This window comes from Sphingorhabdus pulchriflava (genome assembly GCF_003367235.1).
GTDB classification, from domain to species: Bacteria; Pseudomonadota; Alphaproteobacteria; order Sphingomonadales; family Sphingomonadaceae; genus Sphingorhabdus_B; species Sphingorhabdus_B pulchriflava.
The window spans coordinates 247,895-271,825 of sequence record NZ_QRGP01000002.1 but is presented as its reverse complement, the minus strand read 5'-3'; the positions used below and the strand labels follow the sequence as shown (position 1 = coordinate 271,825).

Genomic DNA, 23,931 nt, shown 5'->3' with positions numbered 1-23,931 from the left:
ATAGTTTATGGGTATCGGCGCTCTACATGTCGCCCGTACGGGGCTCGACGCGCAGAATTTCCGCATGCAGGTGATCGCGAATAACCTCGCCAACGTGAACACCACGGGGTTCAAACGTGACCGGGCGAATTTCGAGACGCTGGCCTATCAGGCGATGCTGACTCCGGGCGCGCCCTCCTCGTCGCAGAATCTCTATGCGGTCGGTTTCAACCTTGGCACCGGAGTACAGATGACCGGCACGGCACGAATAGACCTGCCGGGAACCGTATCGACCACAGGCAATGGCCTCGACGTCGCCATCGAGGGCGCTGGATTTTTTCAGGTCGAAATGCCCGATGGCCGCATTGGCTATACCAGAGCCGGCAATTTCAGCCTGTCGGCGGAAGGCACAATTGTTACACCGGACGGCATGCCCATCCAGCCGCAAATCCAGATACCCGATGGCGCGAGCGCGATAGCCATCGCCGCCGACGGTACCGTTTCCGCCGCTGTTCCGGGGCAGGCCGAGGCAGTGGCGCTGGGCCAGATCGAAACCGCGCGCTTCGTCAATCCTTCGGGGTTGCAGGCCATCGGTAACAATCTGCTGGTCGAAACTGCCGCTTCGGGTGCGCCGCAGGTTGGCGCCGCTGGTATTGAAGGCCGCGGCACGCTGCGCAGCGGCGCGCTCGAAAGCTCAAACGTGAATGTTGTCGAGGAACTGGTCGACATGATCGAAACCCAGCGCGCCTATGAGGTCAATTCGAAGATGATCCAGGCGGCAGACGAAATGATGCGCAATGCTTCGCAGAATCTCTAAGCTGGCTGCCATTATCGCGCTGGCCATGTGCTCCCCGGCGGTCGCCAAGGACAAGGTCCCCGTAGATGCTTTTGCGGCAACGGCTCCGGCACCTCGGCCGGACCCTGTGTCCAACGGCGCAATCTTCCAAGGTGATGGCTATACGCCGCTGACGTCTGGAAATAGGGCCGGTGCGATTGGCGATATTGTGACCATCCAGCTTATCGAGCGTATCTCGGCAAATAAGGGCAACAGCGCCAGTACAGGGCGCAATGGCTCGGTCGGGCTAACCCCACCTGTCACCGGTCCACTCGGCCTCTTTTCTCCCACCGATATAAATATGGGCGGCGATCAGTCGTTCAAAGGAAAGGGTGAAGCAGCCCAGACCAGCGCTTTGAACGGAGAGATCAGTGTGACGATCACCGCCGTCTATCCCAACGGAACCATGCTCGTTCGGGGCGAGAAGACGCTGACGCTCAATCGCGGCGATGATCGCGTGCAGTTTTCAGGACTCATTCGCTCTGCCGATATCTCCGCAGATAACCGAATTCTTTCGAGCCGGGTCGCCGATGCGCAAATCCGCTACACCGGCAAGGGCGAGATCGCCCGCGCTAGTAAGCAAGGTTGGCTGCAGCGCTTCTTCTCCAAGATAAGTCCGTTCTGATGGAGCGACTGTTTTGCCTGTTCGCCGCCATGGCCGCACTATTTTCCGCGCCGGTGAATGCTGAGCGGGTGAAAGACCTCGGCCAATTCCAGGGGCTGCGCGCGAACCAGCTGACGGGCTATGGCATTGTCGTCGGCCTTGCGGGCACCGGCGACGATAGCCTGATCTACGCAACGCAGGGCGTGCAGGGTGCTGTCTCGCGCTTTGGCCTGACGATCCCGACGGGGGTGAACCCCAGCCTGAAAAACGCCGCCGCTGTTTTGGTAACGGCCGAACTGCCGCCATTTGCCAAGCCGGGCCAGCGGCTCGACATCACCGTTTCCGCCATGGGCAAAGCGAAATCCTTACGCGGCGGCACGCTGGTGATGGCGCCGCTTTATGGGGCCGACGGCCGTATCTACGCGATGGCGCAGGGCAATCTGGTCGTCGGCGGCCTCGGTGTTGACGCCGCAGATGGCTCAAAACTATCGATCAACATTCCCTCAGCCGGACGCATTGAGGGTGGAGCGACAGTTGAGCGTTCGATCGACACCGGCTTTACCGCGGGTGAGCATCTGCTGTTCAACCTGCACCAGTTTGATGCAACCAATGCCGGCCGGATTGCAGATGCCATCGACAAGACCTTTGGTTCCGGAACGGCCACGGTGCTGGACGGGGCCACGGTTCAGATTCGCGCGGCACAGGGCGGCAACGCCCGCACCCGGATGATTGCTTTGATCGAAGGCCTTAACATCGATGCCGCGCAACCCCGCGCGCGCGTAATCGTAAACGCCCGCACCGGCACCGTCGTCATCAACGGCGCGGTTCGCGTGGGTGCCGCAGCAGTGACCCATGGGAAACTGACACTGAAAGTGGATGAAGCCCCGACCATTGTTCAACCCGCTCCGTTCAGCCGCGGCGAAACCGCCGTCGAGCAAGCGAGCGACATCAAGGTTGAGGAGACCGCCAATCCCGCCTTCCTGATCAAAGGCGGCGCAAACCTCTCCGAAATTGTGGCCGCGATCAACCGCATCGGCGTGCCGCCGGGCGATCTGGTCGCTATTCTTGAAGCGCTCGACCAGGCGGGCGCGCTGACAGCAGAATTGGTAATCATATGATTCAGCCTGTTTCATCGAGCCATCCCCCCAGCGCAGCTCCGGTCAATCCGGAGTTGCGTAAAGCCGCTATTGCGTTTGAAGCTGTCATGCTCCGCCAGCTGATCGGTGAAATGCGCAAAGGTGCATTGGCCGATGACATTTATGGTTCATCGGCAAATTCGACCTATCGCGAACTCGCCGATGCCCGGACGGCGGACGCCCTCGCACAACGCGGGGCTATCGGCATCGCCGCGATGATTGAGCGGCAGTTACAAGGTGAGGCCAAATGAGCGACCTCCTCAACATCGGCGCATCGGGGCTGCGCGCATATTCGCGCGCCTTGGCCACCGTCGGCGACAATATTGCGAACGCCCAGACCCCCGGCTACGCGCGTCGAACCATCGAACTGCGCGAAGCTCCGGCAGCCGGCGACATTGTCCTTTCACGCAACAGCATTCGCCCTGGCGGCGTCGAGGCAGCAGGCGTCCGTCGCTCGGTCGACCCATGGCTGATCGAGGATGCCCGCACGGCATCGGGTGAAGCCGATCGCAGCAGTGCGCGGCTGGGCGCAATCGATGCTACTGAAAGGGCGCTCGACGACGGAATCGGTGGAATTGGTCAAAGCCTGACCCGCATCTTTACGACCGCCGACCAGCTCGCAGCTGACCCGGCCAATACCACATTGCGCGCGCAATTCCTGCAGTCAGTGGACGATAGCGCCGCGGCATTCCGTCGCACAGCCAGCGCGCTATCCAGCGCGGCCAATGGCGTCGCGCAATCGGCAAGTGGCTCTGTCGATGCGCTCAACACCGATCTGGCCGCGCTCGAAAAAGTCAATCTCGGCCTTCGTCGTGCCCGTGCGGGTTCAACAAATGAAGCGACGTTGCTCGATGAACGCGACCGGTTGCTCGACCGGATTTCGTCGGCACTACCGGTTACCACCAGTTTCGATGCGCGCGGAGCGGTGACGCTCACTACGAGCGATGGCGGCATTCCGTTGGTCGCTAACGGGACAGTGGCGACATTTTCGGTTTCGGTCATGAGCAACGGCCAACTGGCTTATGCGGTGACGCCTGGCGGAGCGCTGGCACCAACCAACGGCAGTCTTGCCGGATTGGCCCAAGGTGCGGCGCATATCGCTATGCAACGTTCGAAACTCGACGCCTTGGCCATGCAGCTGGCGAGCGAACTCAATGGCTGGCACCAGGCAGGCCTAGATGCCAACGGCAATCCGGGCGCTGCCCTCCTTTCCGGAACTTCGGCAGCAACGCTTTCGGTCCTCGCGCTGGCATCTGATGCTGTTGCTGCGGCCGATGCCGGTTCCAGCAATGGCAACGCGCTCCAGCTTGCCAATCTTCGCGGGGCTTCGGGAGTAGAGGCTGGCTGGGCTGCCTTGGTCGCCCTGCAGGCGCAACAAGCCGCCAGTGCGCGCGCGCAGGATGCCGCTGCTTCATCGCGCCGGGATGGGGCCTTTGCCGCGCGCGATATGGTCGGCGAAGTTGATCTCGATCGCGAAGCCGCCGAACTCCTCCGTTTCCAGCAAGCCTATGAGGCTGCCGCACGCACCGTGCAGGTAGCGCGCGAGACGATGCAATCCATTCTCAACATATTCTGACGGACCAGAGCCATGATCAACGCCACCGGTAACCGCATGACCCGCGAAATCGCCCGCCAGTCGTGGCTGGCACAGGATATTGCGCAAACGCAGATCCAGGTATCTACTGGCAAACGCCTTCAGCGCGCATCGGATGATCCCGTCGCTGCCAACCGCGTATCGACGCTTCAAACGGTCCAGGCGAATGGCGTTGCATGGAAAGCGAATGTGGATTTGGGCGTAACCTTGACGGCGCAAGCCGATAGCGTCCTCCAGTCGGCCACAGACCTGCTCGTCCGCGCGCGCGAACTGACCGTCGCGGGGGCCAACCAGACGCTTGCCCCTGCAGACCGCAACGCGATTGCCACCGAACTTTCCGCGCTGGCCTACGAACTCGACGGTCTGGCGTCGACTAGCTCAACCCTTGGCGAGCCGTTGTTCGCCACTGGCGCTCCGCGCATGATACGGTTTGACAGCGACGCCCTTTTCGCCCCGGTGCCGTCACGGGCCGCCCTGTTTGACAGCGGTGGACAATCGGCAGCACAGCATGTCCGCGATGCGGCTTCGGCCATTTCCAGCGGTAATGCAGCAAGCATCGGTAGCTCGATGACTGCACTGGACGGAGCCATCGACCAGATCGCGACGGCCCAGGCGCAGATTGGTATCAATGCCACCCGGCTCGAACGGCTGACCGAGCTGCAAGCCGAGCGCAAGATTGCCAACAAAGCCGAGCGTTCTGCGCTTGAAGACACCGACCTGACGAGCGCCATCGCCAAACTCAACGCGCAAACGATTACACTGGAGGCGGCACAGGCAGCCTTCGCACGCATCAACCGGCGGACATTGTTCGATATTTTGGGCTGACCCGCTCAATCTTCCCCGCTTCCCGCCGTTAAACCCATAAACTCCCGCTAGACCGGAAGGCCACAAAGCATGTTCGCGATTATCGGTATCCTTGTCCTGATCGCGATGGTGTTTGGTGGTTTTGCACTGACGGGCGGCAATCTTGGCCCGGTGATGCACGCTTTACCGCACGAAATGCTGATCATCGGCGGGGCCGCCATCGGCTCGCTGATTATTGGCAATTCGGGCAAGGAATTGAAGGCGCTCGGCGGTGGCCTGACCAAGGTGTTCAAGGGGCCACGTTTCGGCAAGCAGGACTATCTCGATTGCATCCTGCTGGTCGGCAAGCTGATGAAGCTGCTGCGCAGCGAAGGCCCGGTCGCGCTCGAACCGCATATCGAGAACCCCAAAGAGTCCGCGCTCTTCGCCGAATATCCCAAATTGCTTGCCGACCAGACGCTGATCCACCTAATCTGCGATACGCTGCGGCTGGTGGTCGTCTCATCCGGCACGCTTGATCCGCATGCGGTCGAGGAGGTGATGGATAATGCGATCAAGAACCACCATCACCACGCGATAAAACCCGCCGACGGCCTGCAAAACCTCGCCGATGCCCTGCCTGCACTCGGTATTGTTGCGGCAGTGCTCGGCGTCGTCAAAACCATGGGCTCGATCGACAAACCGCCGGAGATACTGGGCGGGATGATCGGTTCGGCGCTGGTCGGAACCTTCCTCGGCGTGCTGCTCGCTTACGGGCTGGTCGGGCCCTTTGCCAACCGCGCCAAGCAGGTGATCGAAGGCGACGCCGCGATCTATCACACGGTAAAGCAGATCATCATCGCCTCGCTGCACGGCCATCCCCAACCGCTGGTGATCGAGGCGGCGCGATCGGGCATCGAGCATTCGAACCAGCCAAGTTTTGCCGAGGTGTTTGACGGAATGCGGGCGCGCTGATGGCTGCCACCGTCGACCAGGTCGTCCGCCCCGTCATCGTCAAAAAGGTGTATGAGGCCCCGCACGCCGCGCATCATGGCGGTGCATGGAAGGTCGCCTATGCCGATTTCGTAACCGCGATGATGGCCTTTTTCCTGCTGATGTGGCTGCTGGGCGCGACCACTGAGAAGCAGCGCAAGGCACTTGCCGACTATTTCGCGCCCACGCTGGTCAAGACCAAGCAGGAAAGTGCAGGGTCAAACGGGATGTTTGGTGGGGATTCGATCGTATCGGCGGACCATTATCCGCACCGCGCGGCGCAAACCGGAACCAAGGCGATCACCATCCCTCGCGACGCAAAAGGCGGGCGAAAGGAGGCGTCGGGAAAGGAACGTGACAAGGCGCGGTTCGAGAAACTGAAACAGGCGCTCGCTAAGAAAATGCAGGCCAGCCGCGAGCTGCGCCGCCTCGCCAAAAATGTCCGCTTCACCGAAACGCGTGAGGGGCTGCGCATCGATCTGGTCGACGAAGCCGATTTCAGCATGTTTGTATCGGGCACCAACCAGATGACGCCCGATGCGATGCGCTTGCTCGACGAGGTATCGCTGCTGGTGCGCGAGCTGCCCAATGGCCTGATCATCCGCGGCCATACCGACGCCGCGCCTTATGCCCGCGGGCAGGGCATGAACAACTGGAAGCTGTCGGCTGAGCGCGCCGAGATCACCCGCGCGATCTTTGCGCAAAAGGGAGTGGGGCCGGATCGCTTCTTGCGAATCGAAGGGGTTGCGGATCGCGAACCTTATGTGCCCAAGAACCGGTTCGACCCGCGCAACCGGCGGATGTCGATTACCTTGGGCTGGGGACGCGAATGAAGTTGCTCCATTTTGGCGAAAGGGTCCCCTCGCATAGCGGCAGCTGTCGGTAAGGCTCGCTCCATTCCGGACTAAAATCTATTAAATACCAATAGCTTGAAATTTCTCAGGTAAGAATTTGTTAACCCCAATCGCCAATTTTCGGGCCATCGGATCAACGCCACGCGGCGCGAAAACGGGGGCAGAAATGGCAGTTTCCACAACAGACATCGAACGCGACATCACATCTTTGGTGATTGGCACCAGCCCCGCCGTGCAAAGGTTGCGGGCGATGATTGCTCGTGTGGCGGCGTCGGATGTGTCGGTGCTCCTTGCAGGGCCATCCGGGTCGGGCAAGGAACTTGTCGCACAGGCCATCCACGCCGCCAGTAATCGCAGCGCCAACCCGTTTGTCGCAATCAACACCGGCGCGATCCCCGCCGAACTGATCGAATCCGAGCTGTTCGGGCATGAGAAGGGCAGCTTCACCGGCGCGCACAGCAGGCGAACCGGCCATTTCGAAAATGCGCACAAGGGCACGCTGTTCCTCGACGAAATTGGCGACATGCGGTTCGACATGCAGGTCAAGCTGCTGCGCGTGCTTGAGGAGCGTGTAGTCACCCGGGTCGGCAGCAGCAGCGGCACCCCGGTCGACGTTCGGATCATCTCGGCAACACACCGCGACATGGACCATGCGATCGCCGATGGCCGCTTCCGGCAAGACCTGTTCTTCCGGCTTGGCGTGGTGCTGGTGCATGTGCCCGCACTGGCCGAGCGCGCCGAGGATATCCCGCTGCTGGTCCGCCATTTCCAGAAAGGTAAACCGTCTGGGGTGATTGCGCACTTTGATGAAAGCGCACTCGAGCGGCTGATGGCGCATGACTGGCCGGGAAATGTCCGCGAACTGCGCAATGTCGTCGAACGGGCGGGCGTGCTTTATGGCGGCGAGATATTGGGCGCGGACGATGTCGACCTATTGCTCACCAACGCGGCACCACCGCTGGAAAGCCGCCGCGAGCGGGTGGCGGTTGCGCCGGTTTCCTTTGTTCCCGCATCACCAGCGCCCTGCAAAGATCATCCGATCGACTTGCGGCAGGAGATTGAGGCGATCGAACTTAAACGGATCAATATGGCGTTGGAGTTGGCCGATGGCATAGTTTCGGAGGCCGCGCGGTTGCTGACGTTGAAGCGCACCACTTTGATCGAGAAGATGCGCAAATATGGGGTTCAGGCGGTTGCCTGATCCCGCTTCGCCAGAACCTTGCCAATCACCTGCGCAAAGGTCTCCGCACTCTGCGCGCCGGGAACCATATATTTGCCATCGAAAATGATAGCAGGCACGCCAGCGACATTCTCATTGATCCAATAGCTTTCCTCGCCGCGCACTTCGCGCCCGAGCACCTCGTCGGCCAGCCATGCTTCACAGGCGGCGCGGTCGAGACCTATGCTTTCAGCAACATCCAATAGAACGGCCCGATCGCTCACATCCTTGCCCTGCTGGAAATAAGTTGAAAACAGCGCGAGCTTCAGTTCGGTCTGCTTTTTCCAGCCATGTTGGGATCCGGCGCGTGTCAGCAATTTGTGCGCGTCAAACGTATTGTATAGCCGCCGTGCGCCCATGTCGCCAAAGATGAAACCGAGATCGGCAGCAGTGTCTTTGATGCGATCGCGCACGGCTTTGGTTTGATCGGCAGACTGGCCGTATTTGCGCGCAATATGCTGCCCCGCGTCCTCGCCCTCAGGCGGCATGTCGGGATTGAGTTCGAACGGGTGCCAGTGGATTTCGGCCGCGACCGGTTCTGGTAGTAAAGTCAGCGCCTTTTCGACCTGCTTGTAACCGATGATGCACCAGGGGCAGACGACGTCGGAAACGATATCGATGCGAAGAGGTTGTGCCGTCATCTCAATCTGCCTCCGCCCAACGCCGCAACAATGTGTGCGCAATCGCAAAGGGCGGCGGTGCGCCAAAGCGTTTGTCGGGGGCATCGGCGAGTGCGGCGCGTGCCTCTTCCTTCGTCACCCACATCGCGTCTTCCAACTCGTTATAGTCGATGGTCAACTGGTCACCATCGGCGTCTGCCACACAGGCGATCATCAGTTGCGATCCGCCAAAGGGCCAGGGCTGGCTGGTAACATAGCGCACTGCGCCGCAGCTGATCCCGGCCTCTTCCATAATCTCGCGCCGCACTGCTTCCTCGATACTCTCGCCGGGTTCAAGGAATCCTGCCAGCGCCGAATAATTGCCCGTAGGCCATGCCGATTGTCGGCCAAGCAGAGCCTTGCCCTCATATTCGGCGATCATGATCACAACCGGGTCTGTGCGCGGGAAATGTTCGGCATCACAGGCGGTGCATTGGCGGCCCCAGCCAGCGCGAAACACCTTGGTCGAACCGCCACAGCGGCCGCAATATTTATGGTTGTTGTGCCAGTCGATCAGGCTGCGAGCAGTGCCGTAAATGGCGGCATCCTCGGCAGGCAGCATCGACAGCGCGCGCCAAACCGCAGGCGATCGCGCCATGCCGCCCGCGCCTTCGACCAGCGGCACGAAATGCGGTTTACCATTGGCAAGGCCAAGCAGGATGAGTTCGACCGAAACGTCAATCTCGGCCATCGACACCCATTTGAGCCCGCCTTCGCTGGCCACTACCGGGTCCAGCCCGTCGAGCCCCAGAACGCGCGCGCGCCAGTCGTTGAGTGCAGCGTTGAAGCCTTCGACATCATTGCGCAGCCGATCTGCACGGTCGAGCGGGGAGCCGGTGAAGCCTGGGTTCATGAGCTATCTTACCCCTGCAAATCGGCGACGAGCCATTCGCCGAACCTGTCCTGAAAATCATGCGCATTCGACGGCATATATTGCAGCATTCCGGTCGCACGAATCTTGCGACTGGTGTCGACAAAAGCGATAGTTCCAGCTGCGCCGCCCCAACCGAATATGCCCTTTTGCGCACCTTTGCCAACGCGTCCGCCCGCGCCAAAATCAGCGCCATTTGCAAAGGTGCCGTCTGTGCTGACCCCGGCCGGCAACAGGTTCGACATTCCCAAGGCAACAGTTTCGGGGGCCATGATTTCGGCACCGTCAAGGCTGCCGCCATTGAGCAGCATGGCGAGGAAGCGGTCATAGTCGCGCGCCGAGCAGACCAGTCCTGCGCCACCAAAGGCAAAGGCGGGTTTGTCGAGATAGATGCTGGTTGCCGCCGGATCGATGGGGATCAGCGCGCCGCCAAACACCGCATAGTTGGTGGTAAAGCGTTTCACTTCGCTTTGCGGAACCTGAAAATAAGTGCTGGTCATTTTGAGCGGATCGAAGAGCCGCGTCTGAAGGAATGCGTCGAACTCCATCCCGCTCGCCACCTCTATAACCCGGCCCAAAAGATCGAGGCTGATCGAATAGCTCCATTTGGTTCCCGGCTCTGCAATCAACGGCAATTTGCCCAACCGCTCCGAAAATGTCTTCAAATCGGGGGTCGGCGCACCCGGTTCGAAGCCGGGAATAGGCATGCGGCTGATCTGTCCGGGGGTGATGCCATTATCCATATAGGCCTTAAGCAAAGGCCCCTTAGTGATGATCGAATATCCAAGGCCTGCCGTGTGCGTCAGAAGATGGCGGACGGTAATCTTTGTCTTCGCAGGTACCGAGTCCAGGCTGGTTTCGGGGCTGGTCAGCACGCGCATTTCGGAAAATTCGGGCAGAAAATCGGCGATCGGCTGATCCAGCTTCATCTTGCCTTCGCCGATCAGGATCATCGCTGCCATGCCCGCCACCGGCTTGGTCATCGAATAAATGCGGAACAGCGTGTCGATGTTGACCGGTGTTGGATCGCCAATTGCCTGCGTTCCCGCAGCTATCACTTCCAATTCACCCAGACCATGGCCAATAGCAGCAACGACGCCCGAGGCCTTCCGGCCCGCAACATAGCCCTCAACCTGCGATTTGAGCGTCGGATATTCCTGCGCGAGGAAACTCCATGCAGGTGTCGGCAGCATAGTCGCCATCGCGCCAAGCCCGGCCATCGAAAGGAAACCGCGACGGCTGGGTTGCATCAACGCTGTTTGTGCTACGGACATGCTCTCTCCTCTAAAATTTCTCTCTCGCTCTGATGGCAAGTTTTGCGGCCTTGCTGAATAAGGTTGGCAAACCTGCGCTGTCCAATGATTTCAGCGGCCACCATTCGCCCGACGGCAGGCAGCTTTCGTCGACTGGCGCTGCCGTAGCGGTAAGCCGCAGCGTCAGGCGGAAATGGGTGAAGACATGAACCACTTCACCTGCAACAGGACTCCAGTCGGCGCCAAATGGGGGCAGCGAGTCGCCATCGGCGCGTGCATTCCAGCCATCATCGGGCAGGCTGCGCATCCCGCCGAGCATGCCATGATCCGGACGACGTATCAGCCAAACATGGCCATCACGCTCGATCCAAAAGGCGATTCCGGTGCGTTCGGGCTTAGCTTTTTTGGCAGCCTTGCGGGGTAGCGTCTCGGCGAAGCCCGCTTTTTGCGCTGCACAGTGCATTTTCAAAGGGCAGATCAGGCATTGCGGGTTGCGCACCGAGCAGAGACTGGCGCCGAGATCCATCATCGCCTGCGCGAAATCGCCGGGCCGGTCGGCGGGCGTGATCGCATTCACCGCCACCCGGATCTCCGGCTTGGCGGCAGGCAGCGGCGTTTCTATGGCGAACAGGCGCGCCACCACCCGCTCAACATTGGCGTCAACCACCGCGACACGTTCGCCAAAGGCAATCGCGGCGATAGCAGCTGCGGTATAGGCCCCGATGCCGGGAAGTTTGGCAAGCTCGACCGACGTTTCCGGCAGTTCTCCGCCATATTCGGTAACAACGACGCGCGCGCATTTGATCAGGTTACGCACCCGGCTGTAATAGCCGAGCCCCGCCCAGGCCGCCATGACGTCGGCATCGTCGGCCGACGCCAAAGCGGCGAAATCCGGCCACCTCTCGGTGAACTTTTCGAAATAGCTGAAGACAGCCGCAACAGTCGTCTGTTGCAGCATGATTTCGGACATCCAAACACGGTACGAATCGGGTGGCGGCGTTCCGGGCGGCGAACGCCAGGGGAGGTCACGCGCATGCCGGTCATAATATGCGAGCAAGGCGCTGGCGATATCCCCAGAATATTGTGTGTGTTGTTGGACGCCGACCATCGAAAATGCGATAGCTGCGCCATGGAGGAAGGCAAGCCATCACCCGCACACAAAAAGGCAAAGGCCGCCACCAAGCCCGTTTTTGAACGGCGGCGGGGCGGCGAAGCACGCGCGGTTTCCGACCTTGTCCCTGACATAGGGCGTGCCGCTTTCCGCCGCTTTGGCTTTGTGCAAAGCTCGATCGTCAGCCGCTGGGACGAGATTGTCGGCCCGCGCTATGCCAATTTTTCCGCGCCCGAAATGATCCGCTTTCCCGCCGGCCAGAAGGCAGGTGGCACGCTGGAGCTGGTGGTGGAAGGCGCGCATGCGGTGATGATCCAGCATGTGCTTCCAGAAATTGTCGAGCGGGTGAATCGCTTCTTCGGCTATGAAGCGGTTGCCAAGGTGAAAATGCGTCAGGGGCAGGTGCAACGCGCCGAACCAAAGCCGAAAGTCAGCGCAGCCCCTGTCCTGCGCGCGCCCTCCACAGAGCTGGGCGACTCTCTTCGCGAAATTGCCGATCCGGAATTGCAGGCAGTGCTCCAGAATCTGGCAAAAAGCCTTGCCAAAGAGGGCGAGTGAATGCAGATGCGGCGGTCTAATTCAGAGGCAGATATGGCCACCCGATTCCCGACTATATTCCAAAAATCGCTGACCCTTTTCGCTGTCGCTGCGGCACTTGGCGGTGGCGCACTGGTCGCGGCTCCTGCCAAGAGCAACTGGCTGCAGACCTTTAGCCTGACGCCCAAGGGCAGTCACATCATTGGCAACCCGGCTGCTCCGACCAAGCTGGTCGAATATGCGAGCTACACCTGCGGCCATTGCGCGCATTTCGAGATCGATGACGTCCCACAAATCAAGAACCAGTTTGTCGCATCCGGCAAGGTCAGCTTTGAAATCCGCAATCTTGTGCGCGACCCGATGGATTTGACCGCTGCGATGCTCGCGCGCTGCGGCGGCAAGGGTCGCTTTTTCGGCAATCACCGGCAGTTAATGGCGACGCAAGCGCAATGGGCTAATGGTAGCAAGCTCAGCAAGGCAACGATTGACCTCTTGGAGGCGAAGAATATCGTCGGCTTCATGCAGGGTGCCTACACCGAGCTCGGACTGGACAAAGTTATGGCACAGCGCGGCGTTACCGCCGCCCAAGCCAAGGTCTGTCTTGCAGACAAGGCAGCGTTCAATACCGTCATTGCGATGACCGACGAAGCCACCGAAAAACTGAAAATCAACTCGACGCCGACCCTGCTGGTCAATGGCAAAGTCATCGAAGGTCACGACTTCGCAACCATCAAACCCCATCTCGCTCCCTGAATTTCAACGACGCAAAGGACATCAAATATGCGCAGTCTGAAAATCCTCACCGCTTCCATCGCCGCGCTCGCCCTCGCATCCTGTGGTAGCAGCGAAACTGGCGAAGCGCCCAAGGGCGAACCGGTAGCCGCCGTCGCGCCACCGGCTGGCAAGCAATGGATTGATGTTGTCAGCAAGACGGCCGAAGGCGGCTATCTGATCGGCAACCCCGATGCAAAAATCAAACTGGTCGAATATGCTTCGCTCACCTGCCATGTATGCGCGCAGTTTGCGAAGGATTCGGGCTCCGACCTGCACGACAATTTCATCAACAATGGCAAGATTTCCTACGAATTCCGCAATTTCGTCCGCGATGAATTCGACCTGATGGCGGCGCGGGTCACCCGTTGCGGCGCGAATGAGGCGATGCTGCCTTTGACCGAACAATTCATGGGTTTCCAGGAAACGCTGTTCGAAAACGCCAACAAGATTGGCACCGACAAGGCACTGGAAGCGAAAATTACTTCGCTGAAGGGTGGCGAGCGCTTCTTTGCTTTGGCCGATGCCGTGGGTATCGTTGAGTTCTTCGCCCAGCGGGGTGTTTCGCGCGACCAGAGCAAGGCCTGCCTCTCCGACACCGCCGAAATGCAAAAGCTGGCCGACCTGACCGCCGAATATGGCAAGAAATACACGATCCAGGGGACGCCGACCTTCTATCTCAACGGCGCGCGCCTCGACGTGACCGCGTGGCCGCAGGTCAAGGGCAAGCTGCAAGAGGCTGGCGCGCGCTGATCCGCTAGGGGCAGCGTAGCGGGGGCAGCATGCGGATTAAAAGGCTCAAACTGACAGGCTTCAAAAGCTTTGTTGAGCCAACCGAGCTGCATATCGAGGCCGGGCTGACCGGTGTGGTCGGCCCCAATGGTTGCGGTAAATCGAACCTGCTAGAGGCCCTCCGATGGGTGATGGGCGAAAACTCGCCCAAGTCGATGCGTGGCGGCGGGATGGAAGATGTAATCTTCGCCGGCACCGCGCAACGCCCGTCGCGCGATTTCGCTGAGGTCACGCTGCTCGCCGAACATGGCCCAGACGAAAACATTCCCGGCGTAATTGCCAATGACGACGATCAGGAACTCGAAGTCGTCCGCCGGATCGAACGTGGCGCGGGCAGCGCCTATCGCGCCAATGGCCGCGATGTGCGTGCGAAGGATATCGCGCTGATCTTTGCTGACGCTGCCACCGGTGCGCACAGCCCTGCGCTGGTCAGTCAGGGTCGAATCGGCTCAATCATTTCCGCCAAGCCGCAAGAACGGCGCATGATGCTCGAAGAGGCGGCTGGGATTTCTGGCCTGCATGTGCGCCGCAAAGATGCCGAGCAGAAATTGCGTGCGGCAGAGACCAACCTCAATCGCCTGTCGACGATATTGGGCGATATGGATGCGCGCGCGCAAAGCCTGAAGAAACAGGCGCGGCAGGCCGAGCGTTACCGCAAATTGTCGGGCGAGATCACGCAGGCCGAAGCACGGCTGATCTTCGTTCGCTGGCGAGAGGCCAAAGCATCGGCGGAAGCTGCACAGGCGGAAGCCGACGCAGCTGGCAAAGCGGTCGAGGAAGCCTCGATCCGCCAGCGCGCTTTGGCCGAACAGCAGCAGGATGCTGTCCGCAAGCTGGCCGATGACCGGGCTGCAGCGATGGCGGCACGCGATGCAGCGAGTGATCTATCGAACCGGCTCATCCAACTGACCGGTGAACGCGACCGGCTGATCCAACGGCAGGCAGACCTCACCGCGCAAGGCCGCCGCATCGAAGAGGATGGCGCGCGCGAGGGCAAGTTGACCCATGACGCCGCCGAGGCGTTGGCGCGGTTGCAGGCTGAAGCCGCAACGCTAGCCGAGACAATCAAGGCGAGCGAGGAAGAACGACCACGGCTTACCCGCGCACTTGATGATTCCGAACGCGCAACGCGTGAAGGCGAAGTGAAACTGGCCAAGGCAGTGGCCGAGCAGGCACGAGCCGAAGCCGAGTTGCGGGTTGCCGAGGCAGCACTGAACAATGCCCGAGCCCGCGTCGACCGTGCCGAACGGGACAAGGCGCGGGTCGACGCAGAGAGGTCAGCGCTCGGCGACGAGGCCGAACTGGCGACGGTGCGGGATAAAGCTCGCGACGAGGCCGGGCGGTTGCAGGTCGAGCTTGAGCAGCAGGCGATGGCGATCGAAGCCGCCGAGACCGCACGTGCAGCGCTGGTTGCTGAACGCGATGGCGCACAAAGCGCTCTCGCCAGTGCCAAGGCCGATCTGGCTGCCCTGCTAAGTGAGAAGAACGCTCTCGAACGCGCAACTTCCAAAAGCAGCGACAATCGTGCGCTCGACCGCATCAAGGTCAAGCCTGGCTATGAACGCGCGCTGGCGGCGGCGTTGGGCGACGATCTGAACGCAGCAGTTGGCGGAGTTATCGGACGGCGCTGGCAGGGCTTCACGTCGGTTCCACCAAAATTATCGGGCGAACGCCTCTCGGATGTGGTCGAGGCACCCAGCGAACTGGCGCTGCGCCTCGCCATGGTGCGCGTGGTTGATACAGACGATGGCGCGATGCTTGAAATTGGCGAGCGACTGGTCACCCGCGATGGCAAGCTGCGCCGCTGGGATGGCTTTGCTGCCGAGGATGATGGTGCGGCGGCCGCCGAACAGCTGGAGCGCGCGAACCGGTTGGAGGCTCTACTCGAAGCCATTCCGGCAGCGGAGGCCAAAGCCAATGAACAGGCCGCCGTTCTCGATGCGCTCGGCGAGCGAATCGTTGCGGCGCAGGATGAGGCAAGGCGTGTAGCTTCGGCACAGTCGGCAACCGAAGGCGCGCTGCGGCAAGCGCTGCGCGATGCCGACCGGGCCGAGGACGCGCTGACGCGCGCACAACAAGCGGCAACGGCACTGGCCGAGCGGAGCGAGTTGGCCGAACAGGAAGCCACGCAAGCCCGACTCGAATTTGAGTCAGCCGAAAAGGCGCGTGCCGAACTGCCTGACGGTGAGCAGCAACGTGCACTTGTTGCCGCGCTGACCAGCGAAGGAGAGTCGCTACGGCAATTGTTCGTGCGGGCGCAGGCCGACCTTTCCGGCCTCGACCAGAAAATCGCACAGCAGCGGGAACGGCGTGCAGTGGCGCAGGCCGAAATTCGCGGCTGGCAGGAACGTGCGGGCGAAGCCGAGCGGCGCATCGCCGAAATGAACAAACGCAGCGCTGAAATTGCGAGCGAGCTGGAAACGATAATCGGCAAGCCCGATATCATCGCGCACGAACTGACCACGCTGGAAGCTGACAAGGCGGCGGTAGGCGAAAAACTCGCCGCGCTACAGGCTGCCGAGCAGGCGAGCGAAACCTCGCTGAAGGCGCTCGAAGCCCAATTGGCTACGGCTGCAGAAGCCGTATCCTCCTCGCGTGAACAACGCGCCGGGGCCGAGGCGCGCGCCGAGAACCAAGATGCCCGTCGCCGCGAAATGGCCGGGATTTCGGGTGAACGCTTCGAATGCCCGCCACCGCTGTTGCCTGAAAAGCACGGCTTTGAGGAAAGCGAACTCGGCGACGCTTTGGTGGAATCGAGCCGCCTCGAAAAGCTGCAGTTCGACCGCGAACGTATAGGCCCGGTCAATCTGATCGCCGCCGACGAACTGGTCGAACTCGAGACCGAAATCGAGAAGGGGCAAAGCGAAAGCGAGGAACTGACTCAGGCGATCAACCGGTTACGCGGCTCGATTGGCAGCCTTAACCGCGAAGGTCGCACCCGCTTGCTGGCTGCGTTTGAAACGGTCGATCAGCATTTCCAGCGGCTGTTCACCACGCTGTTCAACGGCGGACAGGCGCACCTCGCATTGATCGACAGCGATGATCCGCTGGAGGCAGGTCTCGAAATCTTTGCGCAACCGCCCGGCAAGAAACTGCAATCACTGACGTTGCTTTCGGGCGGCGAACAGGCGCTGACCGCAGTCGCGCTGATCTTTGGTCTGTTCCTCACCAACCCCGCGCCGATCTGCGTGCTCGACGAAGTCGATGCGCCACTCGACGATGCCAATATCGAACGCTTCTGCGACCTGCTCGACGCGATGACGCGCGAGACCGACACCCGCTATCTGATCGTCACCCACAACGCCGTGACGATGAGCCGCATGCACCGCCTCTTCGGCGTGACGATGGTCGAACAGGGCGTTTCGCGCCTTGTCAGCGTCGACCTGGGCGGTGCGGAGCAGTTGCTGGCGGCGGAATAGCCCCTACCCCATCGGGTAGAGGATTTCCTTGGTCACTTTGTGGATGGCCTTCATCACATCGTCGGAAAGCACCAGTTCGGTGGCAGCGAAGATTTCGGCGCACTGCTCAACCGTGCTCACGCCGACGATGGTCGAGGCGACGAAATCATGCTGCTTTGACCATGCAGTGGCTAAGGTGACGGGCGACATCCCTGCTTCCTTGGCAATCTCCAGAATCCGCGCGGTGGATTCAAGCGCGCGCGGCCCTGCAAATCGGCGGGCCATCGTTGCCTGCCGTGAATCGAGCATGTCCATATAACGGGTGAAGCGCGCGCCTTCGGGCCGTGCCCCATCCTGATATTTGCCCGAAAGAACCCCGCCAGCCAGCGGTGAATAGGGGATCAGGCTGACGCCTTCTTCGCGGCAGACTTGCGCCAGCTCATCCTCGAACCGGCGGTTGTTGATCGAGAAATTGTTCTGGATCGTCTGGTAACGGGCCACGCCCAGCCGTTCCGACGCCTGGATCGACTTCATCAACCCCCAGCTTGTCTCGTTCGAACAGCCAATGATCCGCACCTTGCCCGCACGGATCAGCTCGTCGAGCACCTCCATCGTTTCCTCATAGGGCGTGCCATGGTCGGGCCAGTGCGTCTGGTAGAGATCGATATAATCGGTCTGCAGGCGGCGCAGGCTGTCTTCGACCGCAACGGTAATCTGGCGACGGTCGAGTGCCGTCATCCCGCCGCGCTTGGGCGATTTGAACCAGACATGGCTGGGGCCGGAAACCTTTGTGGCGATGATGATGGCATCGCGGTTCTTGCCCTTCAGCCAGCGGCCGACGATTTCCTCGGTCCGCCCCACCCATTTGACATCGGGGGGCACCGGATAGCCTTCGGCGGTATCGAAGAAATTGATACCTGCATCAAGGCTCATGTCCATCACGCGGTGCGCGACAGCCTCGTCCGCCTGCGACCCGAAGGTCATTGTTCCCATGCAGATGTCGGAAACGACAATCGCGCTTTTACCCAGCCGCCTGTTGCCCATAAACTCTCCTCCGTTTTAGCCTGAAGCGCCAACGACAAGGCAGGCGAGTGCAACCAGCAGCCCTGTTACCTTGTTCGACCGGAAATGGCCGAGCGCATTGCTCCCATCCTTTTTGAGCGAAGCGATTTGATATGCCAAGTGGAAAGCGGCAGGCGCGAGCGCGACCAGCGCCTGACCTTGCGGTCGCACGCTCCAGATCGCCATGCCCCATCCTGCGAGTGCCAGCAGATAGCAAAGGGCAACTCCGCTGCGGATATGTTCGCCCATGCGCAGCGCGGTTGAACGGATGCCGACCAATGCGTCATCCTCGCGATCCTGCATCGCGTAGATCGTGTCATAGCCGACAACCCAGAATATCGTGCCGCCATAGAGCCAGAGCATGGCGGCATCGGCCCTGCCTGTTACCGCAACCCAGCCAACCGGCACGCCCCAACTGAACACCAGCCCGAGCCACAATTGCGGCCACCAGGTGATGCGCTTCATGAAGGGATAAGCGGCGACCAGTGCGAGGCTGCACAAGGCGACGAAAATCGCCTCGATGCGCAGCTGAACCAGCACGAGCAGGCCGACGCCACACAGCAGCAACAGCCACGCCCACGCTGCTTTCAGACTGGCCGCGCCGCTTGCCAAAGGGCGGCTGGCGGTCCGTACCACTTTGGCATCCAGATCGCGGTCAACAATGTCGTTGTACACACAGCCTGCCCCGCGCATCGCAATCGCGCCGAGCAGCATCCAGAGAACCAGATGCCAGTGGCTGAACGCGCCGCCAGCGAGTGTCAGCCCGTAAACACAGGGCCAGAAAAGCAACCACCAGCCAATGGGGCGGTCAAAGCGTGCAAGCAAGGCGAACGGGCGAAGGCTCACCGGCAAAAGGCGGACAAGGCCTTGAATTTCTGTGTCTGGGGGAGCGGTTGCGGACATCGAATCTGACATAACGCCTTGCCCGCTGCTTGTCGAAGGCTATGCTTGCACGATGGTTCAAACCCCCGCCTGGCCCCCGCATTCAACCCCGCGCCTCTTCGTTGACGAAGCGCTGACGGAGGGTAGCGAGCTGCGCATTGAGGGCGGACAGGCGCATTACCTGTTGCATGTGATGCGGCTGAAGGAGGGCGCGCCGGTCAAATTATTCGACGACCGGACAGGCGAATATCTGGCGACCGTAACCGCTACCGGTAAGCGCGACCTTGTCCTAACCGTCGAGGCGAAACTGCGCGAGCGCGAAACGACACCGGATTTGTGGCTCTGCCAGGCGCTGATCAAGAAAGATCGACTCGACTGGATCGCGGAGAAAAGCTGCGAGCTGGGCATAGCGCGCTTTGTTCCAGTACTTACCCAACGCTGCGTTGCCGACAAGCTGAAGGAAGACCGGCTGCGCAGCCAGATGATCGAAGCCGCCGAGCAATGCGAACGCACCGCATTGCCCGAAATAGGAGACTTGTCCAAACTGGATGCGCTTTTGCGCGATTGGCCAGAAGATCGAAGCTTGCTGTTTTGTGATGAACGTGGCGGCACTCCGCTGGCAGAAGTGCTGGTGGCTGGTAGCCATCGCAAGTCGGCCATCCTGATCGGCCCCGAAGGCGGCTTCAGCGATGACGAGAATGCAGATATTCGCGCGCATCCGCAGGCGGTGGCGGTATCGCTCGGGTCCAATATCCTGCGCGCCGACACTGCGGCGATCGCGGCCATCGCCGTCTGGACAGCCCTAAATCCCACCAATCAAGGTTAACGCGCGGGGGTAAACTGGTTCGATTTGGCGAGATTTTACATCTCGAAAGCCGCAGAATCGCGACACTGTTTATCATTAATAAAGCAATTGAAGGCATTGCTGACGTTGTGTCTGACAAATTCCAAATCGAAGCGAAGAGCATGGAACACGATCCCAGAGCGCAACTGCGCACCTGGCTGCACGCGCTATTTGCAGCGATCCTGTGCCTGTGCGCCGGTTTCGCCAATGCAAACCAGACGCCATCGAGCAGCAGCGGCACGGGACCGGTCACCAAAACCTATCCCGGCACCACGACAATGCAGGTTACGCTTTCCGGCTCCAATGCGGTAATTTTTGACGACGCGATTGCACTTAACGCCATTGGAGGCGTGACATCCGCCCAACTCTCTCCAGCCATTTCGGCAACCACAGACTCCATCGAAATCGATGTCAGCCCCTCCGGCTGCTCGACGGCAACACTGCGTTGCGCCAACCGCGGCGTAATGACCCTGACCTTCAGCCAACCAGTTACCAATCCCATCATTCATATCTCAGGGCTTGGCGCAAACCGTTCCAGCACAACTCTGTTCCATACCTCGCTGGTCATGACCAGTTGGACAGCTTCGGCGAAGCCGACGTTCACAGTTACCAACAGCAATGGCAATCTCTCGATCAGCGGCGACGAGATCCGGTCGACAACGATCAATGGCCAGCCCTCCTGCACCACGACGAACAAAGCCGGGTGCGGCAGTGTGCGCATGAATGGCACAATAACATCGGTCACTTTTCAGCTCGACATGCTGATGGGCGGCAGCGGGACGGCGACCAATGTGGACGGCTGGAATTTCACCGTATCGCTCGACGAAGATTTCGGTGATGCCCCTGCCAGCTACGATCCGACCGCTGCTGCAAGCCACATTGTTGGCGGCTATTATTTGGGTGCGGGCGTTTCGGTCGAAAATGCAGCTGTCACCAATGTGCTGGCGACCCCTGTCACACCCAGCCCGATCGCCAACGCAACGGCCTCATCCGACGCAAATGACGATGGCGCAACCTTTGGCACGCTGGTGCGAGGGGTTGCTTCAACCATCGACGTAGCAGTCACCGGCAGCGGCGGACGACTGCAAGGATGGATCGACTGGGCCGGTGACGGCGTTTTTACAACAGCCGGAGACCAGATTGCCACCAACGCCATTGATGGCGGGGCGGGCGACACCGATGGTGTGGCCAATGGCGTCATCCGCTTGTCCGTCACACCACCGACAGGCACAACACAGGTGACCCGTTTTGCACGTTTCAGATGGTCTGCTGCATCGGGTGTTGGGCCCACGGGCCGTGCCACCGTCGGCGAAGTCGAAGACTATCAGGTAACCATTTATCCGCAGCGCGCCGACCTGTCGTTGACCAAGACTGTCAGCAATAGCAATCCAACAAACGGCAGCACTGTCAATTATGTTCTGACAGTAATTAGCGCCGCCAGCCCGACATCCACGGAAACTGCAACAGGGATCACCGTGCAGGACACGCTGCCGTCCGGATTCAGTTTTGTCAGTGCCACAGGGACTGGAACATATAATGGCGGCACAGGTGTGTGGAGCGTGGGGAGCCTGGCGCCGGGCGCCAGCGCCTCCATCACCATCACCGGCACCGTTACAGCTACAACCGGCACGGTCACAAATGTGGCACAGGTCACGGCCAGTTCGCTGACCGACCCCGATTCGACGCCTAATAATGGCGTCAGTTCAGAAGATGATTATGCGACAGCCGGATTTACGGTTGCTACTGCAATGGCAGCACCCGTCTGTCCGGTGGGGACAACGCAGCAGATTATTTCCAATGGCACTTTCGCATCCGGAACCGGTCCAAGCTGGACCAACTGGTCCGCATCGGCCATCTGGACGGGAACTGGCGTCGCGTCGGTGAACAATGATACGACGTCGGGCACATTGACCCAGTCGGGACTGAGCGGGCTCAATTTCGGTCCGGGTTCGGGCGGTGGTGCTGTGATTCAACTGAGCCAATGGTGGCGCAATGGCGCCCCGGCCACCGGATCGACCAGCGCGCAATTGACCGTATCGGTAGCAGGCACGCCCTATGCAAGGATTACCACAGACCCGAGCGGTGGAACAACGGCTAGCGTTACCTATCTAAATGGCGCATCGGGCAATCTTACCACTATCACGGAATTCACATATACTGGCTGGCGTATCAATCTGCCCTCCACAGTCAGTGGCACCGGGGCATTGACCTTTACCCATGCACCAGGCGGTGGCACTTCCGACGACTTCGAAATCGACAATGTGACTTTGTACACCTGCCAACCCGGACAATTGACAGTCACCAAAATCAGCAGTGTATTGAGCGACGGAGTGAGCACTACCAACCCCAAAGCCATTCCCGGCGCCGTAGTCCGCTATTGCATCTTGGTCGAAAATACCGGGCCGGTCCCAGCGAGCAACGTAGTTGCGACCGATAGTCTGCCTGCTAATGTAACTTTCGTTGCGGGCAGTATGGCATCGGGCGGCAGTTGCGCAGCCACCCTGACAGCTGAGGATGATGACGGAAGCGGCGCGGACGAAAGTGACCCCATTGGAATGAGTATAGCCGGAACAACTGTGACCGGTATAACATCCGCACTTGCAGTTGGGGCGGGTTTCGCGATGGTTCTTCACGCCACTGTCAACTAAGTCTTTGGATATATTTGCAAACAGGGCTTAGCAGGCCATTAACCCTATTGGGCTATAAGCCTGTCATGTCCAGCAGTCGGCACCCACCAGCCCGGCCTGGTTCGCCAGATGCCGCCAAGGCTCCGGAACGCAATGCGTTCCGGCGATGGTGGAATTTGTGTCTTTGGTTCATTGCACTTTGCAGCTTCCCGCAAGCTGCTTTTGCGCAGATTCGATATACCAACACGACCGACGGCACGGTGAACGAGACTGTGACACCGTGCACCACTCCGTTGGTCAGGAACTTTACAGTCAGCGAGATTTACACCGTTGCAGACGTCAATATCGGCGTTCTTATGTCGCATACCTATCGCGGCGACTTGCAATTCTACCTGCAGTCCCCTGTTGGTACGCGGGTGCAATTGATCAACAATATCGGCACCACACGCGACAATGTGAATGTCTTGTTTGACGATGCAGCCGCCAACCCCATTTCCAATCATACAGCGAACAACGACACTGCGACAGCCGCCACAGTCGTACCCGCTTATCAGAGGACCTTTCGCCCGTTTCAAGCGCTGTCAGCATTCAATGGACAGGAAGCTGCGGGTACGTGGCGGCTTGAAATCTGCGACAGCCTGAACGCAGACTCGGGCACATTCTTTCAGTCCGATCTGTTCCTTACCGCTGCCCCTGCAAGCGTTGGTGTGACCAAGATCAGTTCAGTAATCAGCGACGGTATCAGCGGCGCCAATCCAAAAGCCTTGCCGGGTGCAACGGTGCGCTATTGCATAACCATTTCCAACGCAGGCGCGGGAACTGCAGCCAACATTTCGGCAACCGACGCTATTCCTGCAAATATGACCTATGTCGCCGGATCGATGTTATCGGGATCAACTTGTGTGACTGCCGCCACCCTAGAGGACGACAACGCCACAGGGGCCGATGAAACTGACCCGATAGGCGCGTCCTTTTCCGCTGGGACGATCACCGTCTATCGGGCATCGTTGCTCAGCGCATCCAGTTTCGCGCTCCTATTCAACGCAACAGTGAACTAGTCACCAAGCGCCAATTTGATCCATATCGAAAATGCTGGCAAAGCCTTGTTGCCGCTCGTAAAGCCTCGC

Annotated in this window: 22 protein-coding genes; 16 read left to right on the top strand and 6 right to left on the bottom strand. The window is 60.1% G+C overall.

The genetic code is table 11. From position 1 onward, the window contains the following. The first annotated feature begins 7 nt into the window (after positions 1–7). The 9 genes from flgG (at position 8) to DXH95_RS11950 (ending at position 7,979) form a co-directional block, all read left to right on the top strand. Positions 8–796, top strand: coding sequence for a flagellar basal-body rod protein FlgG (flgG, locus tag DXH95_RS11990; RefSeq protein ID WP_115549768.1), 789 nt, complete (start codon positions 8–10; stop codon positions 794–796). Then, positions 777–1,439: a flagellar basal body L-ring protein FlgH gene (locus DXH95_RS11985; protein WP_115549767.1), complete on the top strand. Its 663-nt coding sequence runs from the start codon at positions 777–779 to the stop codon at positions 1,437–1,439. The genes flgG and DXH95_RS11985 overlap by 20 nt, the downstream gene beginning before the upstream one ends. After that, positions 1,439–2,536, top strand: coding sequence for a flagellar basal body P-ring protein FlgI (locus DXH95_RS11980; protein WP_115549766.1), 1,098 nt, complete (start codon positions 1,439–1,441; stop codon positions 2,534–2,536). The genes DXH95_RS11985 and DXH95_RS11980 overlap by 1 nt, the downstream gene beginning before the upstream one ends. Next, a complete protein-coding gene (locus tag DXH95_RS11975) occupies positions 2,533–2,805 on the top strand; it encodes a rod-binding protein (RefSeq protein WP_115549765.1) in 273 nt (90 codons plus the stop codon). The genes DXH95_RS11980 and DXH95_RS11975 overlap by 4 nt, the downstream gene beginning before the upstream one ends. Next, positions 2,802–4,130 (top strand): flagellar hook-associated protein FlgK, encoded by a 1,329-nt coding sequence (gene flgK / locus DXH95_RS11970; RefSeq protein ID WP_115549764.1) that lies wholly within the window; start codon positions 2,802–2,804, stop codon positions 4,128–4,130. Before DXH95_RS11975 ends, flgK begins: the two co-directional genes overlap by 4 nt. A 12-nt stretch (positions 4,131–4,142) precedes the next feature. Next, positions 4,143–4,973: a flagellin N-terminal helical domain-containing protein gene (locus tag DXH95_RS11965; protein ID WP_115549763.1), complete on the top strand. Its 831-nt coding sequence runs from the start codon at positions 4,143–4,145 to the stop codon at positions 4,971–4,973. 69 nt (positions 4,974–5,042) lie between these two features. Next, positions 5,043–5,906: a flagellar motor stator protein MotA gene (motA, locus tag DXH95_RS11960; protein WP_115549762.1), complete on the top strand. Its 864-nt coding sequence runs from the start codon at positions 5,043–5,045 to the stop codon at positions 5,904–5,906. Continuing rightward, positions 5,906–6,757: a flagellar motor protein MotB gene (locus DXH95_RS11955; protein WP_115549761.1), complete on the top strand. Its 852-nt coding sequence runs from the start codon at positions 5,906–5,908 to the stop codon at positions 6,755–6,757. Before motA ends, DXH95_RS11955 begins: the two co-directional genes overlap by 1 nt. A 187-nt stretch (positions 6,758–6,944) precedes the next feature. Beyond that, on the top strand, positions 6,945–7,979 hold the full coding sequence (locus DXH95_RS11950; RefSeq protein WP_115550165.1) for a sigma-54 interaction domain-containing protein: 1,035 nt from the start codon (positions 6,945–6,947) through the stop codon (positions 7,977–7,979). Here DXH95_RS11950 and DXH95_RS11945 read toward each other — a convergent pair. The 4 genes from DXH95_RS11945 to DXH95_RS11930 are packed head-to-tail and all read right to left on the bottom strand — an operon-like array spanning position 7,964 to position 11,888. Continuing rightward, positions 7,964–8,638, bottom strand: a complete 675-nt coding sequence (locus DXH95_RS11945) for a DsbA family oxidoreductase (protein WP_115549760.1) — start codon at positions 8,636–8,638, stop codon at positions 7,964–7,966. The two genes, DXH95_RS11950 and DXH95_RS11945, sit on opposite strands and share 16 nt — an antisense overlap. A gap of 1 nt (position 8,639) precedes the next feature. Then, the gene (gene nudC, locus DXH95_RS11940; protein ID WP_115549759.1) at positions 8,640–9,509 is read right to left on the bottom strand and encodes an NAD(+) diphosphatase; all 870 of its coding nucleotides are present in this window, start codon (positions 9,507–9,509) and stop codon (positions 8,640–8,642) included. Between the two features lie 8 nt (positions 9,510–9,517). Then, positions 9,518–10,801, bottom strand: a complete 1,284-nt coding sequence (locus DXH95_RS11935; RefSeq protein WP_239016632.1) for a serine hydrolase domain-containing protein — start codon at positions 10,799–10,801, stop codon at positions 9,518–9,520. A 10-nt stretch (positions 10,802–10,811) separates the two neighbouring features. After that, positions 10,812–11,888 (bottom strand): A/G-specific adenine glycosylase, encoded by a 1,077-nt coding sequence (locus tag DXH95_RS11930; RefSeq protein WP_115549758.1) that lies wholly within the window; start codon positions 11,886–11,888, stop codon positions 10,812–10,814. A gap of 21 nt (positions 11,889–11,909) precedes the next feature. On the opposite strand from DXH95_RS11930, the gene DXH95_RS11925 reads away from it, so the two are divergent. From DXH95_RS11925 to smc, 4 genes are read left to right on the top strand one after another with little or no spacing between them, the layout of a single operon-like run. Continuing rightward, positions 11,910–12,449, top strand: coding sequence for a DUF721 domain-containing protein (locus DXH95_RS11925; RefSeq protein ID WP_115549757.1), 540 nt, complete (start codon positions 11,910–11,912; stop codon positions 12,447–12,449). A 33-nt stretch (positions 12,450–12,482) separates the two neighbouring features. After that, the gene (locus DXH95_RS11920) at positions 12,483–13,181 is read left to right on the top strand and encodes a thioredoxin domain-containing protein (protein WP_181883665.1); all 699 of its coding nucleotides are present in this window, start codon (positions 12,483–12,485) and stop codon (positions 13,179–13,181) included. Positions 13,182–13,208: 27 nt separating this feature from the next. Further along, positions 13,209–13,952 carry a DsbA family protein gene (locus DXH95_RS11915; protein ID WP_115549755.1) on the top strand — a complete coding sequence of 248 codons (744 nt, stop codon included), beginning with the start codon at positions 13,209–13,211 and terminating at the stop codon, positions 13,950–13,952. A 29-nt stretch (positions 13,953–13,981) separates the two neighbouring features. Beyond that, positions 13,982–17,410 carry a chromosome segregation protein SMC gene (gene smc / locus DXH95_RS11910; RefSeq protein ID WP_115549754.1) on the top strand — a complete coding sequence of 1,143 codons (3,429 nt, stop codon included), beginning with the start codon at positions 13,982–13,984 and terminating at the stop codon, positions 17,408–17,410. 3 nt (positions 17,411–17,413) lie between these two features. Here smc and DXH95_RS11905 read toward each other — a convergent pair whose 3' ends face one another. Further along, positions 17,414–18,433 (bottom strand): aldo/keto reductase, encoded by a 1,020-nt coding sequence (locus DXH95_RS11905; RefSeq protein WP_115549753.1) that lies wholly within the window; start codon positions 18,431–18,433, stop codon positions 17,414–17,416. 15 nt (positions 18,434–18,448) lie between these two features. Further along, positions 18,449–19,354 carry a 4-hydroxybenzoate octaprenyltransferase gene (gene ubiA, locus DXH95_RS11900; protein WP_115550163.1) on the bottom strand — a complete coding sequence of 302 codons (906 nt, stop codon included), beginning with the start codon at positions 19,352–19,354 and terminating at the stop codon, positions 18,449–18,451. Positions 19,355–19,406: 52 nt separating this feature from the next. On the opposite strand from ubiA, the gene DXH95_RS11895 reads away from it, so the two are divergent. From DXH95_RS11895 to DXH95_RS11885, 3 genes are all read left to right on the top strand, one after another. Then, positions 19,407–20,159 carry a 16S rRNA (uracil(1498)-N(3))-methyltransferase gene (locus DXH95_RS11895; protein ID WP_115549752.1) on the top strand — a complete coding sequence of 251 codons (753 nt, stop codon included), beginning with the start codon at positions 19,407–19,409 and terminating at the stop codon, positions 20,157–20,159. Positions 20,160–20,266: 107 nt separating this feature from the next. Next, entirely contained in the window at positions 20,267–22,825 is a 2,559-nt protein-coding gene (locus tag DXH95_RS11890) for a GEVED domain-containing protein (protein WP_115549751.1), read from the top strand. A 65-nt stretch (positions 22,826–22,890) separates the two neighbouring features. Further along, positions 22,891–23,862, top strand: a complete 972-nt coding sequence (locus DXH95_RS11885) for a proprotein convertase P-domain-containing protein (protein ID WP_147291733.1) — start codon at positions 22,891–22,893, stop codon at positions 23,860–23,862. The last annotated feature ends 69 nt before the right edge of the window (positions 23,863–23,931 follow it).

What these genes read in the sequence shown, in the direction of transcription:
- flgG (WP_115549768.1), top strand. Translation starts at nt 8, where the DNA reads ATGGGTATCGGCGCTCTACATGTCGCCCGTACGGGGCTCGACGCGCAG.
- DXH95_RS11985 (WP_115549767.1), top strand. Translation starts at nt 777, where the DNA reads ATGCTTCGCAGAATCTCTAAGCTGGCTGCCATTATCGCGCTGGCCATG.
- DXH95_RS11980 (WP_115549766.1), top strand. Translation starts at nt 1,439, where the DNA reads ATGGAGCGACTGTTTTGCCTGTTCGCCGCCATGGCCGCACTATTTTCC.
- DXH95_RS11975 (WP_115549765.1), top strand. Translation starts at nt 2,533, where the DNA reads ATGATTCAGCCTGTTTCATCGAGCCATCCCCCCAGCGCAGCTCCGGTC.
- flgK (WP_115549764.1), top strand. Translation starts at nt 2,802, where the DNA reads ATGAGCGACCTCCTCAACATCGGCGCATCGGGGCTGCGCGCATATTCG.
- DXH95_RS11965 (WP_115549763.1), top strand. Translation starts at nt 4,143, where the DNA reads ATGATCAACGCCACCGGTAACCGCATGACCCGCGAAATCGCCCGCCAG.
- motA (WP_115549762.1), top strand. Translation starts at nt 5,043, where the DNA reads ATGTTCGCGATTATCGGTATCCTTGTCCTGATCGCGATGGTGTTTGGT.
- DXH95_RS11955 (WP_115549761.1), top strand. Translation starts at nt 5,906, where the DNA reads ATGGCTGCCACCGTCGACCAGGTCGTCCGCCCCGTCATCGTCAAAAAG.
- DXH95_RS11950 (WP_115550165.1), top strand. Translation starts at nt 6,945, where the DNA reads ATGGCAGTTTCCACAACAGACATCGAACGCGACATCACATCTTTGGTG.
- DXH95_RS11945 (WP_115549760.1), bottom strand. Translation starts at nt 8,638, where the DNA reads ATGACGGCACAACCTCTTCGCATCGATATCGTTTCCGACGTCGTCTGC.
- nudC (WP_115549759.1), bottom strand. Translation starts at nt 9,509, where the DNA reads ATGAACCCAGGCTTCACCGGCTCCCCGCTCGACCGTGCAGATCGGCTG.
- DXH95_RS11935 (WP_239016632.1), bottom strand. Translation starts at nt 10,801, where the DNA reads ATGTCCGTAGCACAAACAGCGTTGATGCAACCCAGCCGTCGCGGTTTC.
- DXH95_RS11930 (WP_115549758.1), bottom strand. Translation starts at nt 11,888, where the DNA reads ATGGTCGGCGTCCAACAACACACACAATATTCTGGGGATATCGCCAGC.
- DXH95_RS11925 (WP_115549757.1), top strand. Translation starts at nt 11,910, where the DNA reads ATGGAGGAAGGCAAGCCATCACCCGCACACAAAAAGGCAAAGGCCGCC.
- DXH95_RS11920 (WP_181883665.1), top strand. Translation starts at nt 12,483, where the DNA reads ATGGCCACCCGATTCCCGACTATATTCCAAAAATCGCTGACCCTTTTC.
- DXH95_RS11915 (WP_115549755.1), top strand. Translation starts at nt 13,209, where the DNA reads ATGCGCAGTCTGAAAATCCTCACCGCTTCCATCGCCGCGCTCGCCCTC.
- smc (WP_115549754.1), top strand. Translation starts at nt 13,982, where the DNA reads ATGCGGATTAAAAGGCTCAAACTGACAGGCTTCAAAAGCTTTGTTGAG.
- DXH95_RS11905 (WP_115549753.1), bottom strand. Translation starts at nt 18,433, where the DNA reads ATGGGCAACAGGCGGCTGGGTAAAAGCGCGATTGTCGTTTCCGACATC.
- ubiA (WP_115550163.1), bottom strand. Translation starts at nt 19,354, where the DNA reads ATGTCCGCAACCGCTCCCCCAGACACAGAAATTCAAGGCCTTGTCCGC.
- DXH95_RS11895 (WP_115549752.1), top strand. Translation starts at nt 19,407, where the DNA reads ATGGTTCAAACCCCCGCCTGGCCCCCGCATTCAACCCCGCGCCTCTTC.
- DXH95_RS11885 (WP_147291733.1), top strand. Translation starts at nt 22,891, where the DNA reads ATGTCCAGCAGTCGGCACCCACCAGCCCGGCCTGGTTCGCCAGATGCC.